The 16,042-nt window shown below is 37.7% G+C and carries 15 protein-coding genes and 1 pseudogene; 9 read left to right on the top strand and 7 right to left on the bottom strand.

What is annotated here, in order from left to right; genetic code table 11:
• Nucleotides 1–94 precede the first annotated feature (94 nt).
• Nucleotides 95–1,006 carry a polyprenyl synthetase family protein gene (locus tag AOLE_RS03525; RefSeq protein WP_013196944.1) on the top strand — a complete coding sequence of 304 codons (912 nt, stop codon included), beginning with the start codon at nucleotides 95–97 and terminating at the stop codon, nucleotides 1,004–1,006.
• Between the two features lie 59 nt (nucleotides 1,007–1,065).
• The gene (locus AOLE_RS03530) at nucleotides 1,066–1,434 is read left to right on the top strand and encodes an MmcQ/YjbR family DNA-binding protein (protein ID WP_013196945.1); all 369 of its coding nucleotides are present in this window, start codon (nucleotides 1,066–1,068) and stop codon (nucleotides 1,432–1,434) included.
• Between the two features lie 68 nt (nucleotides 1,435–1,502).
• Here the strand turns inward: AOLE_RS03530 and AOLE_RS03535 are convergent, their stop codons facing one another.
• From AOLE_RS03535 to AOLE_RS03550, 4 genes are all read right to left on the bottom strand, one after another.
• Nucleotides 1,503–2,357, bottom strand: coding sequence for an SPFH domain-containing protein (locus tag AOLE_RS03535; protein ID WP_013196946.1), 855 nt, complete (start codon nucleotides 2,355–2,357; stop codon nucleotides 1,503–1,505).
• A gap of 28 nt (nucleotides 2,358–2,385) precedes the next feature.
• The gene (locus tag AOLE_RS03540; protein ID WP_004789340.1) at nucleotides 2,386–2,847 is read right to left on the bottom strand and encodes an NfeD family protein; all 462 of its coding nucleotides are present in this window, start codon (nucleotides 2,845–2,847) and stop codon (nucleotides 2,386–2,388) included.
• A gap of 104 nt (nucleotides 2,848–2,951) precedes the next feature.
• The gene (locus AOLE_RS03545) at nucleotides 2,952–3,869 is read right to left on the bottom strand and encodes a patatin-like phospholipase family protein (RefSeq protein WP_013196947.1); all 918 of its coding nucleotides are present in this window, start codon (nucleotides 3,867–3,869) and stop codon (nucleotides 2,952–2,954) included.
• Nucleotides 3,870–3,935: 66 nt separating this feature from the next.
• On the bottom strand, nucleotides 3,936–4,562 hold the full coding sequence (locus AOLE_RS03550; protein ID WP_013196948.1) for a lysophospholipid acyltransferase family protein: 627 nt from the start codon (nucleotides 4,560–4,562) through the stop codon (nucleotides 3,936–3,938).
• Nucleotides 4,563–4,690: 128 nt separating this feature from the next.
• Here AOLE_RS03550 and AOLE_RS03555 point away from each other — a divergent pair, with 128 nt between their 5' ends.
• The 6 genes from AOLE_RS03555 (at nucleotide 4,691) to AOLE_RS03580 (ending at nucleotide 11,665) form a co-directional block, all read left to right on the top strand.
• Complete coding sequence (locus AOLE_RS03555) at nucleotides 4,691–5,950, top strand: MFS transporter (protein WP_013196949.1); 1,260 nt, start codon at nucleotides 4,691–4,693, stop codon at nucleotides 5,948–5,950.
• Nucleotides 5,951–6,023: 73 nt separating this feature from the next.
• The gene (locus tag AOLE_RS03560) at nucleotides 6,024–6,215 is read left to right on the top strand and encodes a hypothetical protein (protein WP_034591627.1); all 192 of its coding nucleotides are present in this window, start codon (nucleotides 6,024–6,026) and stop codon (nucleotides 6,213–6,215) included.
• A gap of 273 nt (nucleotides 6,216–6,488) precedes the next feature.
• On the top strand, nucleotides 6,489–7,787 hold the full coding sequence (locus AOLE_RS03565) for a DcaP family trimeric outer membrane transporter (RefSeq protein ID WP_013196950.1): 1,299 nt from the start codon (nucleotides 6,489–6,491) through the stop codon (nucleotides 7,785–7,787).
• Between the two features lie 180 nt (nucleotides 7,788–7,967).
• Entirely contained in the window at nucleotides 7,968–9,617 is a 1,650-nt protein-coding gene (locus tag AOLE_RS03570; RefSeq protein ID WP_013196951.1) for a phosphoethanolamine transferase, read from the top strand.
• A gap of 14 nt (nucleotides 9,618–9,631) precedes the next feature.
• On the top strand, nucleotides 9,632–10,300 hold the full coding sequence (locus AOLE_RS03575) for a DNA-binding response regulator PmrA (RefSeq protein ID WP_005309947.1): 669 nt from the start codon (nucleotides 9,632–9,634) through the stop codon (nucleotides 10,298–10,300).
• Nucleotides 10,301–10,330: 30 nt separating this feature from the next.
• Nucleotides 10,331–11,665, top strand: a complete 1,335-nt coding sequence (locus AOLE_RS03580; protein WP_013196952.1) for a two-component system sensor histidine kinase PmrB — start codon at nucleotides 10,331–10,333, stop codon at nucleotides 11,663–11,665.
• 1 nt (nucleotide 11,666) lies between these two features.
• Here the strand turns inward: AOLE_RS03580 and AOLE_RS03585 are convergent.
• From AOLE_RS03585 to AOLE_RS03595, 3 genes and pseudogenes are all read right to left on the bottom strand, one after another.
• Nucleotides 11,667–12,375 (bottom strand): annotated as a pseudogene (locus tag AOLE_RS03585) (phosphatase PAP2 family protein).
• 223 nt (nucleotides 12,376–12,598) lie between these two features.
• Nucleotides 12,599–13,786, bottom strand: coding sequence for an ammonium transporter (locus tag AOLE_RS03590; protein WP_023274394.1), 1,188 nt, complete (start codon nucleotides 13,784–13,786; stop codon nucleotides 12,599–12,601).
• 302 nt (nucleotides 13,787–14,088) lie between these two features.
• Nucleotides 14,089–14,973, bottom strand: coding sequence for a LysR family transcriptional regulator (locus AOLE_RS03595; RefSeq protein WP_013196955.1), 885 nt, complete (start codon nucleotides 14,971–14,973; stop codon nucleotides 14,089–14,091).
• Nucleotides 14,974–15,088: 115 nt separating this feature from the next.
• Here AOLE_RS03595 and AOLE_RS03600 point away from each other — a divergent pair, with 115 nt between their 5' ends.
• A complete protein-coding gene (locus AOLE_RS03600) occupies nucleotides 15,089–15,994 on the top strand; it encodes an AEC family transporter (RefSeq protein ID WP_013196956.1) in 906 nt (301 codons plus the stop codon).
• The last annotated feature ends 48 nt before the right edge of the window (nucleotides 15,995–16,042 follow it).

A 16,042-nucleotide genomic window follows, 5' to 3' on the forward strand; every position in this document is an offset into this window, starting at 1 on the left:
TCACCCACTTTTCACAGTGAATCGTGTATGATGTAGCGCATGAATGCTTCATTACATTCAATAAAATTTCTCTACTGATTTTATCGAGGCGACTGTGTCATCACTCTCTCAAGTTAATGCGGATGTTTTAAAACAAGCTCAACAACGTATTCAACAAGATTTATTGACGACACTGGCCGCGTTCTCAATTCCAGAGCCTTTAAAAAGTGCAGTACATCATGCAGTCATGCTTGGTGGAAAACGTGTGCGTCCGGCTTTGTGTTATGCCACAGCTTCTTTACAGCCTAATCCAAATTTTGCTGCGGCTCGTCGTGCTGCGGTTGCTGTAGAGTTAATTCATTGTTATTCGCTAGCGCACGATGACTTGCCTTGTATGGATAATGATTTACTGCGCCGTGGTCAGCCGACATGTCATGTTGCATTTGGTGAAGATACTGCTTTACTCGCAGGCGATATTTTACAATCAATGGCTTTTGAAGTTTTAGGTAGTCGTTTGTTCGATGAACAAGGGCAGGGTACCGATGCTGCAATTGTATTAAAACAAATTCAGATTTTAGCAACAGCCACTTCTAAAATGGTTTGTGGACAGGTGTTAGACCTACAAGCTGAAGCTAAACAAATTGCTCAAGACGAACTTGAAAATATTCATCGTAATAAAACTGGTGCGCTTATTCAGGCTGCAATTATGATGGGTGCAGTCACTATCTTTTCTGGAACAGATCAAGCAATTCCAAAATTGCGCCAATATGGGCAGACCATTGGACTGGCTTTTCAAGTATTAGACGATATTCTCGATATTACTTCGAGTACCGAAGCTTTGGGCAAAACTGCTGGTAAAGATGAGCAAGTTCAAAAATCGACGTACCCAGCTTTAATGGGGCTTGAGCAAGCACAGATTTATGCTAAAGAATTGCATGATCAAGCTTTTGAAGCTTTAGCTTATTTTGGTGACAATGCAAAAGAGTTAGTTGAGATTTCACAATTCCTTTTAGCACGTACCAACTAAGAAAAAATTAAATCAATAATCCTGCTTATATTCATGTGAAATGGATAAGGGAGAAGAGAATGAATGGTGAACAACTCCATCAAAAAGCAATTGAAATTGCACATAATCTTCCTTTTAGCCAACACGTTCATCCATTTGGACCTGACTATGAAGTTTTTAAAATTTTAGAAAAAATATTCATGCTCACAGCGGACGTAGCTGGTGTCAAAATGATTAATCTCAAATGTGACCCTTATAAAAGTCAGGAATATCAGGAGCTCTATTCATTTATTATTCCTGGTTACCACATGAATAAAAAGCACTGGATTTCCATTACTCCGCATAAAAACTTAACTCGTGATTTACTTCAAGACTTGATTCGCGACTCTTATGACTTGGTCGTAAAAAAACTACCTTTGAAAGATCAAAAAAGATTAAACAACCAATAATACTCAATATAAAACGGCGACATGATTGTCGCCGTTTTTATTTCAATGACTTATTTCAAGCAATTAAATTAATTATGCTTTCCCATAATGCCACGAATTGTATTTAAAACATCGGCAGGTAAAACTACGGTTTTAGCATTGCTTGATTTAGCCATATCTTGCATCGATTTAATGTACTGCTCACCTAGCAAGTAAGCCACTGGGGTTTCTTTATCACCAACTGCACTTGTTACCATTTCAATCGCTTTTTGCGAAGCTTCAGCTAAAACAACTTGTGCTTCTGCATCACGACGAGATGCTTCTAAGCGACCGTCAGCTTCTAAAATGGCAGCTTGTTTTTCACCATCTGCTCTCGTTACTGTAGCACGACGTTGACGTTCTGCCGCAGCTTGAGCTTCCATGGCAGCTTGCATTGTTGTAGATGGCTGAATATCTTGAATCTCAACCGTTTTTAAGGTGATACCCCAATCCGAAATATCATCAGAAATTGCAGCTTTCAACTTAGCCTTAATATGATCACGTGAAGACAATGCATCATCTAGATCCATTTCACCGACAATAGAACGCAGTGAGGTTTGTACAAGGTTTTGAATCGCCCATGTATAGTTTTCAATACCGTAAACTGCTTTTTCTGGTGTGGTTAAATTGATATATGCCACAGCATTCATAAGTAATACAGCATTGTCACGTGTAATCACTTCTTGTGATGGAATATCTAACACAATGTCTTTCGTGGTAATTTTATAAGCGACATCATCGATGTAGGGGATTACAAAATTAAGTCCCGGATTAAGGGTGGTGTGATATTTACCTAAACGTTGGACAATCCATTTGTAGCCCTGAGGAACAATACGAACCCCTTTAAAAATGGTAATAGCCACAAAAGCCAAAAAGGCTAAAACAATAATAGTACCGACTGGCATGAAAATACCCTCTCTTTATCTTTAATGTTTATGAAGTACCATGGGTTTGAACAATTAAGTCATTACCCGAAATATCAATAACTCTAACACGATCGCCTACTTTAACAGGAGTAGTGCTCCGACAATTCCACTCATCGGCCCCTAAAATAGGCATTGGAAAGCGAACAATAATTTGATCATGGTCTAGACCGGTTTGAATCACCATTCCAATTTGACCAATCGTTGCTTCACGGGGCAGTCCCGCTTTCGTTTTATCAATTGATAAGGGTTTAATAAATTTGAACCAAAGAATGGTGCATAGCACGGATAGTATTATCCACAATACAATTTGTGTTGTGAGGCTAATATCTGGAAATAGCCAATAGAGAATGCACACCATAATGGCGGCAATACCAAACCAGAGTGCGGCAAAGGCAGGTAGAATCAGTTCAGAAAGAATAAGTAAGATACCCAATACAAACCAGTGCCAAGGTTGTACAACAAACTCCATAAATCTGCTCTTTTATATATCTTTATGATGGGTAAAAGTGACTAATATCACTTTTACCACTGTAGCAGATGATAGGAAATGTGGATAGAAAAAAACCACTTCAATTAGAATTTAGAACGTGGTGCGGGCTTAAATGCTGCTGGAGATTTTTTGAAAGTTGCAATTGCAGTTTCAATTTGGCGAATTTGAGCTTGAGCAGCTTTTTCACCTTCCAAAATTGCCTGATTACTTGATTTGAGATCAAGTGTACCTAAATGACCCACTTTAGGCTGAATCACAACATTGGCTTGCTTGAGTTCTTCATTAATACTTTGTTGACCCATAATGTTAATGGTTTGATCTAATAATCCCCACATATTGGCTGGGCGATTACCTGCTGGACGCGCTGAAATATCAACGGCAATCACAATATCTGCACCCATATCACGAGCTGTTTTAACGGGAATTGGGCTAACTAATCCACCATCAATGTATTTTTGATTGCCGATTGTGGCTGGCACGAACACATTTGGAATACTGCAAGAGGCGCGTACTGCTTGGCCTGCATTACCTTTAATAAAGTCTGCCTTTTGACCATTATCAAGACGAGTTGCCACAGCCGCAAAACGGATTGGGAATTTCTCAATCGGTTTATTGCCAACATTACGGTTAACGTAGTCTTGTAACTTTTGTCCAAGAATAATGCCTTGACGGTTAAGCGTTAAATCACGGATATCAGACTCTTGTAATTTCAGAGCCAGACTTTGCAATTGATAAGGTGTTTGTCCACTCGCGTAGATACTTCCAACAAAGCTACCAGCGCTGGTACCCGTTACAATTTTAGGCTTAATTCCATGAGACTCTAAAACCTTGATCACACCAATATGTGAAAATCCTTTTGCTCCACCGCCACCTAAAGCAAGCGCAATTACAGGTTCACGGGCTTTAATTGAGGTAGTCGGCGTTGGTGTTTTGCTAAATTTATCACAGCCAAAGAGTGCTAGAGAGATAAATCCAATACTGGCAAATTGAGCAATTTTCATCTTTAAAAATAATCTATGTCGAGATAAATTAAGAAGGGCCATAAGACCAGATTCGCTCAATTTTTGCTAGGTTTTTTTCACTAGATTTTGTAAAGGTTCGGCAAGCCAATTACGATTTTTGGGTGAGATTTTTCCTTTATAATGCTCAAAAATCTTGGTGAGATCTTCATCGTAGTTGCCACTCGGGTCTAAGTGACCTAAGCAGTGAATCGTCTTACGGTCATAATCAAAAGAAAACATCACAATGGGAATATTGGCTTTTGCGGCAATATGGTAAAAACCACTTTTCATTTTTTTTGCTTTTTTACGTGTGCCTTCGGGCGCCATCCCAATCCAGATCTTGTCATATTTTTGAATGGTTGCAACCACTTGTTCAGTAAGTCCATTGGCTGTATCACGTTTAACAGGAATGACTCCAGCCCAGTCTAATGCCCGCTTAAACGGTGGTTTAAAAAGGGCGTCTTTACCCAATACTGTAATTTGGATACCTAATCCGAAAATCGCAAGAAAGCCATACCATCCATCAATATTGGAAGTATGAGGGGAAATAATCGCTACTGCTTTTGGAAAATTAGGAACTTCGCCTTCAATTGTCCAACCTTGCGCTAAAAAAAGTTTCTTAAATAGTGCTCGGCTTAAAGCAGTACCACGTTGGGGTACCAAATCAGGTAAATTAGGGAAATGTTGATCCATATTTTTTTAAATTTTAACTTGTCCTCGTTTTATCTTAATCTTTTGAAATATATGCTTCATTGGCAAAATGTAAGAACAACATGACATTTGATGTTATTCCTCATTAAAGAAATAAAAAGTAGGTATATATGTTTCGGCAGCAAAATCTTTATCTTCTGCTATTTTCCTTATATTGGGCACAAGGGCTACCTGTCGGTTTTATGACTCATGCTTTACCTGTTATTTTAAGGGCACAAGGTGTGTCACTCGCTCATATTGGTGGTTTTGGTCTATTAATGTTGCCTTGGTCAATTAAGATCTTTTGGGCGCCGTGGGTTGACCGACATGCACTTTCCCGTTTGGGGCACTATCGTAGTTGGATTTTACCTACGCAGTTTTTGACGGTAGCTGTGCTGTGTATTTTGTCTTTTTTCCCCATTCAAGCTTTAGACCAGCCTCTTTATTTATTTGCCTTTTTTATTTCGCTTCTTTTAATGAACTTAACAGGAGCAACACAAGATATTGCGACCGATGCTTTGGCCGTCAATTTGTTAAAGCATGACCAGCAACATTGGGGAAATACATTTCAGGTGATTGGTTCCCGACTCGGTTTTATTGTAGGTGGAGGTGCCGTACTCTGGTGTTTAGACTGGTTAACATGGCAACCCACTTTCCTGTTATTAGCAGCCTTGGTGTTTTTAAATACTTTACCCGTTTTATTATTTAAAGAACCTAAACATGCAGTTTATTCAGGTCATCAACTTAAACCTAGCCAGCAAAATTTAGTCATAAAGATTAAAGCTTACTTGAGTTATTTCTCCCAAAATAAAGAGCTTCGTTCTTGGTTGGTTGTACTTATTACTTTTAAAGTAGCAGATGGTTTAGCTGGACCATTACTTAAACCTTTAATGGTCGATATGGGGCTAAGTTTTACTCAAATTGGCGTTTATATCACCATGCTCGGTGCAGTAGCAGCACTGGCAGGGGCAGCAATCGCTGGTGGAGTGCTGAAATACTTCTCTAGACCTACCACTTTAATTATTTTTTCAGTATTTAAAATCATGAGTTTAGCGGCCTATGCCTATTTAGCTTATGCTTACGAACAGAAAATTCAACTCAATGTCTGGGCTATCTATACAGTCAATGCTTTAGAGGATGCATTCTCGGCAATGTTGTTAGTGGTTATGTTGACCTTAGTCATGCACTACAGTCGAAAAGAATATGCAGGAACAGATTTTACCTTTCAGGTTTCAGTCATGGCGACTGTGAGTGGGGGGCTTTATAGCTTGAGTGGTGTGTTTGGAGATGCTTTCGGTTATTTCCATTATTTGATAGCTATTGTCATTATTGGCACTGTTACTTTGCTCCCTATTTCTGTCTGGAAACATGCAAAACTACAAGAAAAATAATGTTAACTAAATGAAATAAAGAAATTTAGTATCGATTAAGGAGTGATCTAGTCATTATCTACTACCTTTGTCTATGTTTTTAAAAATGTATGTTTTTAGCTATTTAAATGCTCTATTAATTGTGCCATCTTGTTTAGGTAGCAAATGGAAGCTAACTGGAGTAAAAATGGATTTCGTTAACAAGAAAAATCATGTGAATCAATTAAAATGGGTAGAAAAATGTTCAAGTAGATTGGATATTAGCCTAAAGTCTAAAAAAGAATAATGAAATAACGATTTAATCATTCTATAAGATAAGAGAGTTGTGTAGGATTCGTTACAACATGAAGTTAAGGTGAAAATCTGTAAGTCAAAGTATAGTTTTTATGTCTTTGATTATTGATTTTGGTCTTGCATAACGTTGAAATTGGTTTTGGTTGCGGTAATAAAATTAATGTAACCAAAGTGGAGGAGAGTTGATTTTTTAGTCACCTAATTTAATGGCGTAAATCAACTTGGCATGGATAGGCAACATAAAATATATTTTTTGGAGTTTTTGATGGATCTATTCCTTAATCGTAAATCTTTCGTTGTTAAAAGTTTAGCTCTTACAGTTACAGCTTTAATGATGAGTGGGGCACATGCTGCGACTTCCGACAAAGCGGAAATTCAACAGCTTCGTAAAGAAGTTGAGGCTTTAAAAGCTTTAATTCAACAACAAAGCCAAGTACAGCAACAACAACAGCAAGTACAGCAACAACAGCAAGTTCAACTCGCTGAAGTGAAAGCACAACCAGTTGCTGCACCAGTTTCACCGTTAGCAGGATTTAAATCTAAAGCTGGCGCTGATGTGAACCTATATGGTTTTGTTCGTGGTGACGCTAACTATATTATTGAAGGTGCGGATAACGACTTCGGTGATGTAAGTAAGTCAGACGGCAAAACGCATGATAAATTACGTGCGACTGCTAAAACGACACGCCTTGGTTTAGATTTTAATACGCCTGTAGGAGACGATAAAGTAGGTGGTAAAATCGAAGTCGATTTTGCTGGCTCAACATCAGACTCAAATGGCTCATTGCGTATTCGTCATGCTTATTTAACATATAACAACTGGTTGTTTGGTCAAACAACTTCAAACTTCCTGTCTAACCATGCACCAGAAATGATCGACTTCTCGACAAACATTGGTGGTGGTACTAAACGTGTTCCGCAAGTACGTTATAACTACAAGTTAGGTCCGACTACGCAACTATTTGTTTCTGCTGAAAAAGGTGATAGCACTACTTCGGTAACAGGCGATAGTATTAAGTATAGCCTACCTGCATTAACTGCTAAAATTACTCAAGGCTATGCAGACGGCAGAGGTTCTGCTTCAGCTCGTGCATTAGTTGAAAATTATAAATCACAGCTTGCTGATGATGATAAAATTGGATGGGGTGTTGCTGTAGGTACTGACTTTAAAGTGTCTGATCCTTTAAAACTCTTTGCTGATGCATCATATGTTGTTGGTGATAATAGTTACTTATATGGTAGTAACACTCCTTATGCAGTAGAAGGTAATTCTATTGAGCAGAATAAATTTGTAGCGGTACAAGTGGGTGGAACTTATAAGATTTTACCTAACTTACGTTCTACTCTAGCATATGGTGCTCAATTCGCTGATGACGGTACTGATTTTGCAAGATTAAATGCTTCTGCAAATGAAAAAGTTCAACAAGCATGGCTTAACGTGATTTATACACCAGTTAAACCAATTGATTTGGGTCTAGAGTATGTAAATGGTAAGCGTGATACCTTTGAAGGTAAGTCTTACAAAGATAACCGTGTTGGTTTAATGGCTAAATATAGTTTCTAAGAACAATATTTAGTTAAAAATCAAAAAAGACGAGGTTAAATTTAACCTCGTCTTTTTATTAGAAAAAATTTGAAATAAGTATTTTTTAAGATTTATGTATTAGATCATTTTTTATTTAAGTCATTTTTAAGTTTCAATTTCTACAGTAAAGCATCATAAAAAGATTGTAGTTCCCCCAAGATGCTGAATTTTTTTTCTACCTTAAAAAATAAACAGATTTCACTGTTTATGTTTAATTTCATTATAGCCATTTGGTTAGGTGCAGTTTTAAATATTGGTTTTTATAACAAAGTACATCTTTTAACTCCATATTTTGGAGTAAAAGCTATTCTATTTTTAGCTGCTACAGTGCTTATTGTTGTTGCTGCGTATTATGCACTTTTACAAATTTTAAACTGGAAATGGACAGCCAAACTTTTTGCAATTTTGCTGGTTTTCATTGGTGGTTTTAGCTCTTATTTTGTAAATACGTTAGGTGTAATCATCTCGCCTGATCAGATTCAAAATATGATACAAACAGATGTATCTGAAGTTTCTGATTTAGTTTCATTACGCTTTGGACTTTGGACAGTTTTCTTCGTTGTTTTACCTATTATTTTAATTACTCAAGTAAAGCTTAAAAAAGAAAAAGTATCCCATTTTTTGTTGAAAAAAGTCGGTTCAATTATCGCTTCTTTTGCAATTGTTGGTATTCTGCTTTTTACATATTATGTGGATTTTGCAGCTATTTTTCGTGAACATCGTGATTTAAAAGGCATGATTTCTCCTCAAAACACTATTTCTTCTTTGATGTCTTATTATCATAAAAAGGCACCTAAGAAGAACTTACCGTTAATACATTATGGTCAAGATGCTCATCAGGTTCAGTCAGTACAAAAGAACCTGCCTAAATTAATGGTGCTGGTTGTCGGTGAGACAGCGCGTGCGGAAAGTTTTTCACTCAATGGTTATGCTAAAAATACGAATCCGGAGCTTTCTAAACAAGATATTTTGAATTTTTCTCAAGTAAGTTCATGTGGTACAGCAACAGCTGTTTCAGTTCCATGCATGTTCTCTGGCATGCCACGTGTTGACTATGATGAGCAATTAGCAAGTCATCGTGAAGGATTACTTGATATTGCAAAGCGTGCGGGCTATCAGGTGACTTGGATTGATAACAATTCTGGTTGTAAAGGCGCATGTGATCGTGTTGAGCAATATCAAATTCCAGAAAAGTTAAAGCAAAAATGGTGTAAAGATGGCGAATGTCTTGATGGTATTTTAATTGATAGCTTAAATGAATATTTAGCTACTATTCCTAAAGAAGACACGCGTCCACGTTTAATTGTTTTACATCAAGTCGGCAGTCATGGCCCAGCCTATTACAAGCGTGCACCTGTGGAATATCAAAAGTTTAAACCGACTTGCGATACTAATGCGATACAGGGTTGTTCTCCAACCGAATTAATAAATAGCTATGATAATTCAATCGTATATACAGACCATGTATTAAGTCAGATGATTAATAATTTAAAAGAAGTATCGAAATATCAAACAGGTTTATGGTATTTATCTGATCATGGCGAATCAACTGGCGAACATGGTTTATATTTACATGGTTCACCTTATGCAATTGCACCGACTCAACAAACACATGTACCAATGATTATGTGGTTCTCTGATAACTGGAAACAGCACAATCTTGCGCAAGTGAGTTGTTTAGGCCAACAAACGAAACAAAAGTTAAGTCAGGATAATTTATTCCCAAGTTTGTTAAGTATGCTGGATGTGAAAACTCAGGTCATTAACCCTCAACTGGACATGTTGCACTCATGTGCCCATGTGAATTAAAGCGAGCCTAGAACATGACAAAAATCTTAATGATTGAAGATGATTTTATGATTGCTGAGTCAACAATAACGTTGCTGCAATATCATCAATTTGAGGTGGAGTGGGTCAATAATGGCTTGGATGGTCTGGCTCAATTAGCTAAAAATAAGTTTGATATCATTTTATTAGACTTAGGTTTGCCGATGATGGATGGCATGCAGGTTTTAAAGCAAATCCGTCAAAGAGCTGTCACTCCAGTTTTAATCATTTCGGCACGAGACCAGTTGCAAAACCGCGTGGATGGATTAAACCACGGTGCAGATGATTACTTAATTAAACCATACGAGTTCGATGAGTTACTTGCCCGTATTCATGCGCTATTGCGCCGTACTGGAGTAGAGGCTCAGCTTGCGAATCATGAGCAACTTTTACAAAATGGCGATCTGGTTTTAAATGTTGAACAACATATTGCAACCTTTAAAGGCCAGCGGATTGATTTGTCGAACCGTGAATGGGCGATTCTTATTCCTTTAATGAGCCATCCAAATAAAATCTTTTCTAAGGCAAATCTTGAAGATAAGTTATATGATTTCGATAGTGAAGTGACCAGTAATACGATTGAAGTATATGTGCATCACTTGAGAGCTAAACTTGGAAAAGACTTTATTCGAACTATTCGAGGGTTGGGTTACCGTTTAGGGTAATCCTCGCTTCAATTTTGGAACTTTATAAAAGTGCATTATTCATTAAAGAAACGACTGATTTGGGGCACCTCAATTTTCAGTGTCATCTTAGGTTGTATATTAATTTTTAGTGCCTATAAGGTTGCACTTCAAGAAGTTGATGAAATTTTAGATACTCAAATGCAGTATTTAGCAGAACGAACAGCTGAGTATCCTTTAAGAACAGTAAGTAGTAAGTTTGATTTACATAAAACTTATCATGAAGAAGATTTGTTTTTAGATATTTGGGCTTATAAGGATCAGGCTCATTTATCTCACAGTTTACATCTGTTGGTTGCACCTGTTACACAAGCTGGTTTTTACTCTCATAAAACTAGCCAAGGCGTAGTGCGAACTTATGTTTTGCCTTTAAAAGATTACCAGATTCAGGTCAGTCAACAAGAACGAGTTCGCGAAGCTTTTGCTTGGGAACTTGCGGGAAGTATGTTCATTCCATATTTAATTATTTTGCCATTTGCAATTTTTGCTTTGGCTGCAATTATTCGTCGAGGGCTAAAGCCAATAGATGACTTTAAAAATGAACTAACTCATCGTGATTCGGAAGAGCTGACACCCATTGAAGTTGCAGACTACCCTCAAGAGTTATTGCCAACTATTGATGAAATGAACCGTTTATTTGAGCGCATATCAAAGGCTCAAATGGAACAAAAACAGTTTATTGCCGATGCTGCACATGAACTTCGAACACCAGTTACAGCTCTAAATTTACAAACTAAAATTCTAATTAGTCAGCTTCCTGAGCACGAGTCTTTGCAAAATCTGAGTAAAGGATTAGCGCGTATTCAGCATTTGGTCACACAGCTTTTAGCTTTGGCTAAGCAAGATGTCTCTTTAAGTGTAATTGAACCAACCAAAACTTTTCAGCTTAATGATGTCGCTTTAAATTGTGTTGAACAACTGGTTAATTTAGCTATGCAAAAAGATATTGACCTAGGTTTTGTCCGCAACGAACCAATTGAAATGCATAGTATTGAGCCAACAGTACACTCAATTATTTTTAACTTAATTGATAATGCAATCAAATACACGCCTCATGAAGGAATGATTAATATTTCAGTTTTTACTGCTACAGATGGCGATGCGTGTATACAAATTGAAGATAGCGGTGCAGGGATTGACCCAGAACATTACGATAAAGTTTTAAAACGTTTTTATCGTGTACACCACCACCTTGAAGTGGGGAGTGGCTTAGGTTTATCAATTGTTGATCGAGCGACTCAGCGTTTAGGTGGAACTTTGACACTAGATCGAAGCATGGAACTTGGCGGACTTTCTGTTTTAGTTAAATTGCCTAAAGCTCTACATATTCATGAAGCAAGAACTTGATTTAAGCAAGTTCTTGTTTGATTCGTTTTTCAAACTCAAAGCGGTGAATACATATTTTATAAAATAAGATATTCACTGCCCAAACGACCCAGCCTGTCCATAAATTGTGGCTAAGGAAATGGGCGCCACGCATCATTTGTCCCCAGCCCATCAGAAAGCCTAAGATAATGCCAGCGATCAGATAAAAATAGGCACGTTTAGGTTGCTCAAGGCGATAAACAAAAAAGCCTGTCATTAAAATAAAGCCTGCACTTGCGTGACCACCTGGAAAGCAATGACCATGGGTAGCAGTAAAATCCCACACATAACTTAAAGCAGTCGGATGAACCATGTTCCAAGGGCAAGCATGAGCAGATTGTGATTTTAATAGGCCAACTACACCACTACCAATCATACTCACAAAAAACATATAGCCATATTGCCAGCGATAAAGCTTCAATTTTTCTACTTTAAACGATGCAATCCACAGAAATAAAAAGATCACATAAACAGTGGTAATGATCTGTTTTACGATTTCATGGTTAACTCTGACAAGGTACCAATTGTCCCGATTAAAGAAATGACCCGTTGAATCCATCCATGGCTGGATGAAGTACATATCAATTTTCCCACCCACTGGAAATATAAATAAAAGTATAAAAAAACTAAGGGCAAGAAAAATAAGCTGAAGTTGAAAAAATTGTTTTTGTTGGTTCATTGCCATGCAACATCAATTTGAGTGTGAGTTGAAGGCATTACATAAAATAAAACTTAAATTGTTCTTAAACTAAACAAAATTTAATGTTGAAATAAAGTTGCGACTTAAAAAATAATATTGATGATTCATAGATATATATTATTTATTTGGAATTTTTTTTAATTGATTTGGGTAGGCAAGGACTTTAAAACTTAATGATAAGCAGGATATTTTGACCCTGCTTATCAATTGTTGAGTTAGAACATACCTTCTTCAGAGTTTGCAGAAATTTTATGAATAGATAAATCTGCCCCTCTAAACTCATCTTCTTGAGATAAACGAATACCAATAGTTGCTTTGAGTAGGCCATAAACAATAAAGCCACCAGCGAGCGCAATAGCAATTGCAAGTACTGTCCCGATGAGCTGTGAAGCAAAAGATACACCGCCTAAACCACCAAGCCATTTTTGGCCGAATAGACCTACTGCAATACCACCAAATGCGCCGCATACACCGTGTAAAGGCCATACACCCAACACATCATCTACTTTGAGCTTGTTTTGTGTGTAGGTGAATAGATACACGAACATTGCACCAGCTGCACCGCCAATAACCAGCGCACTGACTGGATGAACAATGTCAGAACCCGCACAGATTCCAACTAAGCCCGCAAGTGGACCGTTGTGTAAGAAACCAGGGTCGTTTTTCCCAATCGCATTTGCTGTAATTGTTCCGCCGACCATTGCCATAAGCGAGTTAATTGCAACCAGACCAGAAATAGCATCAACACGCTGTGCACTCATCACGTTAAAGCCAAACCAACCTACAATTAAAATCCATGAACCGAGCGCTAAAAATGGAATAGAAGACGGTGGATGAGCACTTACACGACCATCTTTCTTATAACGACCAGAACGTGCACCCAATAAAATCACGGCAGCAAGTGCAATCCAACCACCCATAGCATGCACTACGACTGAACCTGCAAAGTCATGAAAAGCTGCACCAAAAGTTGCTTCTAACCATTTTTGCAGACCGTAGTTGCCATTCCAGACCATACCTTCAAAAAATGGATAAACCAGTGCAACTAAAGCGAGTGTTGCAATTGCTTGTGAACGCATTTTTGCACGTTCAGCAATACCGCCCGAAATAATGGCAGGAATAGCCGCAGCAAAAGTCAGTAAAAAGAAGCAACGCATTAAGTTGTAGCCATGATCACTTGCGAGGCTTGTCCCATCATGGAAGAAGTGCTGACCATAGGAAATGTAGTAACCAACAAAGAAGTAAGCGATTGCAGAGAGGGCAAAGTCAGTCAGAATTTTACTAAGTGCGTTCACCTGATTTTTATGGCGAACCGTACCAAGTTCCAAGAATGCAAAACCTGCGTGCATGGCAAGAACCAAAACAGCACCAAGTAATAAGAAAAATAGATCTACATTTTGCATAGCATGCTCGAAAAAAGTGCTAAATTCCATTTTGGAACAAATCTGGGGCTGTAAATTGCACCAAAATAGATTTAAGGAATCTAAAAACCTAAGTTTGTCGAAACAAACTCAATTGCATAAAAGTGAATATGCAATAAGTGCACCAATTTGAATTGAAAAAGTAGTTTTTGGCGATAAATGGTGCGTTGATTTGGTTAAGATAGAGCAGTTATGGCGCTTTTTACGTTACAAGTCATCTAATGCGCTTATAAATTGACCTGAAAAAGTTCGTTATCAAATTTCTAAAAATTATTCGTAATCATTTAATGATTTGACCAAACCGATTGGGCAACTTCAATAAATGCTTTCACAGCGGGACTCATGTGCTTTTTATTTTTGACTGCGAGACCAATCGAACGTTTAAGGTTCGGTTTAAAAGGGCGTTTAACTACGTTTGGATAAAGTGAGAGTAAATCTTTGGTGATGACCATATCAGACACAATGGACACTCCTAATTGATTGTGAACCATGCTGACGATACTCAGAATTTGTGATACATAAAATTTGATGTCTGGTTTCACATTAAAATTTTTTAAAATTAATTCGACTTGATATCGACTCCCAGCCATTGTCATGATGAAAGGACAGTTTTCTAGTTGTGCTGGATCAATATAGAGTTGTTGTGCGAGCGGGTAGTGACTAGGAATTAATGCAACAAAACGATCTTCAATTAAAGGGAATGTATCGAATCGCTTATCTGGCATAATCAAAAAACCAACTTCTATGCGCCGTTCTAATAACCATTGAGCAACTTCTTTATCTTCACCTTCATCAATATAAATTTCGATTTTAGGGTAGCGTTGCCGAAAGGTTTCTAAAATTTCAGGCAATAGATAAATAGAGGATGAAGCCCCAAAAGAACCAATACGTAATGTGCCTTCATTTAAACCATGGATGGCAGCCACTTCTTTTTCTAAGGTATCGGAAATACTCAATAACTCTTTTACATGAGTCAATAACTGCTGACCTGTCGTGGTGAGCTCAATATCACTCTGAGCTCTTGAAATCAGGTTAATGCCCCATTGTTGTTCTAATGATTTAAGCGCATGGGAAACTGCCGACTGTGAAATTCCTAGCTTTTCTGCTGTAGCAGTAAAGCTTTTTAGTTCAGCAATGAGTGCGAAAATTTCAAGTTGGGTAAAGGTCATGTTGTATTTGTTATGAGTAAAAACTCATTTTATCATGAGTTTTCATTATCTTTAATATATGAGTAAGCCAAGGTAGTTGCCAAACAGCAAACCTCCACAAAACTCGAGTAAAGAAATGAATAGCATTGTTTTATCTCTTTTTCCCTTAGTTGCATTAATTGCATCGGGATACTTATTTAAAAAATATCGTTTTTTTAGCGATGAGTTTTGGGCTGGGGCAGAGAAGCTCAATTACTATATTTTATTTCCTGCTTTGCTTTTTAGTACGCTATCGACTGCAAAAATTAACTTACAAAGCTTGAGCACAGCCATTATTGCGATGTTGATTGTGGTTTTTGCAGTGACCGCCTTTTTATACATACTCCGAATGTTTTGGCACATACCGCCTGCACGTTTTGGTGTGCATGTACAAAGTATGGTTCGCTTTAATACCTATATTGGTTTGGCCTTAGTGACTTCGCTTTTTAAAAGTGAAGGAATGGCAATACTGGCAATTTTATTGGCGCTTTGCATTCCGCTCGTGAACGTTATTTCGGTGCTTGCTCTAACCTCTAAAGAACACATGGCAATTAAACCTGTTTTGATTGCACTCCTTAAAAATCCTTTAATTGCATCGTGTGTGGTCGGGGCAGCAGTCAATGCACTGCATATCCCGATTTGGGAAGGCTTTACTCAGTTTATTAAGCTTTTTTCAGTGTCGAGTTTGCCATTGGGGTTGTTATGTGTTGGCGCAGCTTTGCAGTTTATGCAAATTAAAAAAGACATTGTGGTATTGGCGGCAGACACATTTGCACGACTTTTAGCAGTGCCTGCCTTGGCTTACGCGGTCTGCATGTGGTTTGGTTTACCAAACTTACAAACGCAAATTTTAGTTATTTTCTTTGCACTACCGACGGCTTCTGCTTCATACATTTTAACCAAAGTTTTGGGTGGTGATAGTCAGCTTATGGCAGCTGTGATTAGCTTCCAAACCTTATGTGCTGCCGTGACTTTGCCATTAGTGATTTGGTGGATCTCTTAGGTTATAACTTAGATAATCGCATTCTATTTTCTAAAAATGAATAGGCTG

This window comes from Acinetobacter oleivorans DR1 (assembly GCF_000196795.1).
In the GTDB taxonomy this organism is placed as follows: domain Bacteria; phylum Pseudomonadota; class Gammaproteobacteria; order Pseudomonadales; family Moraxellaceae; genus Acinetobacter; species Acinetobacter oleivorans.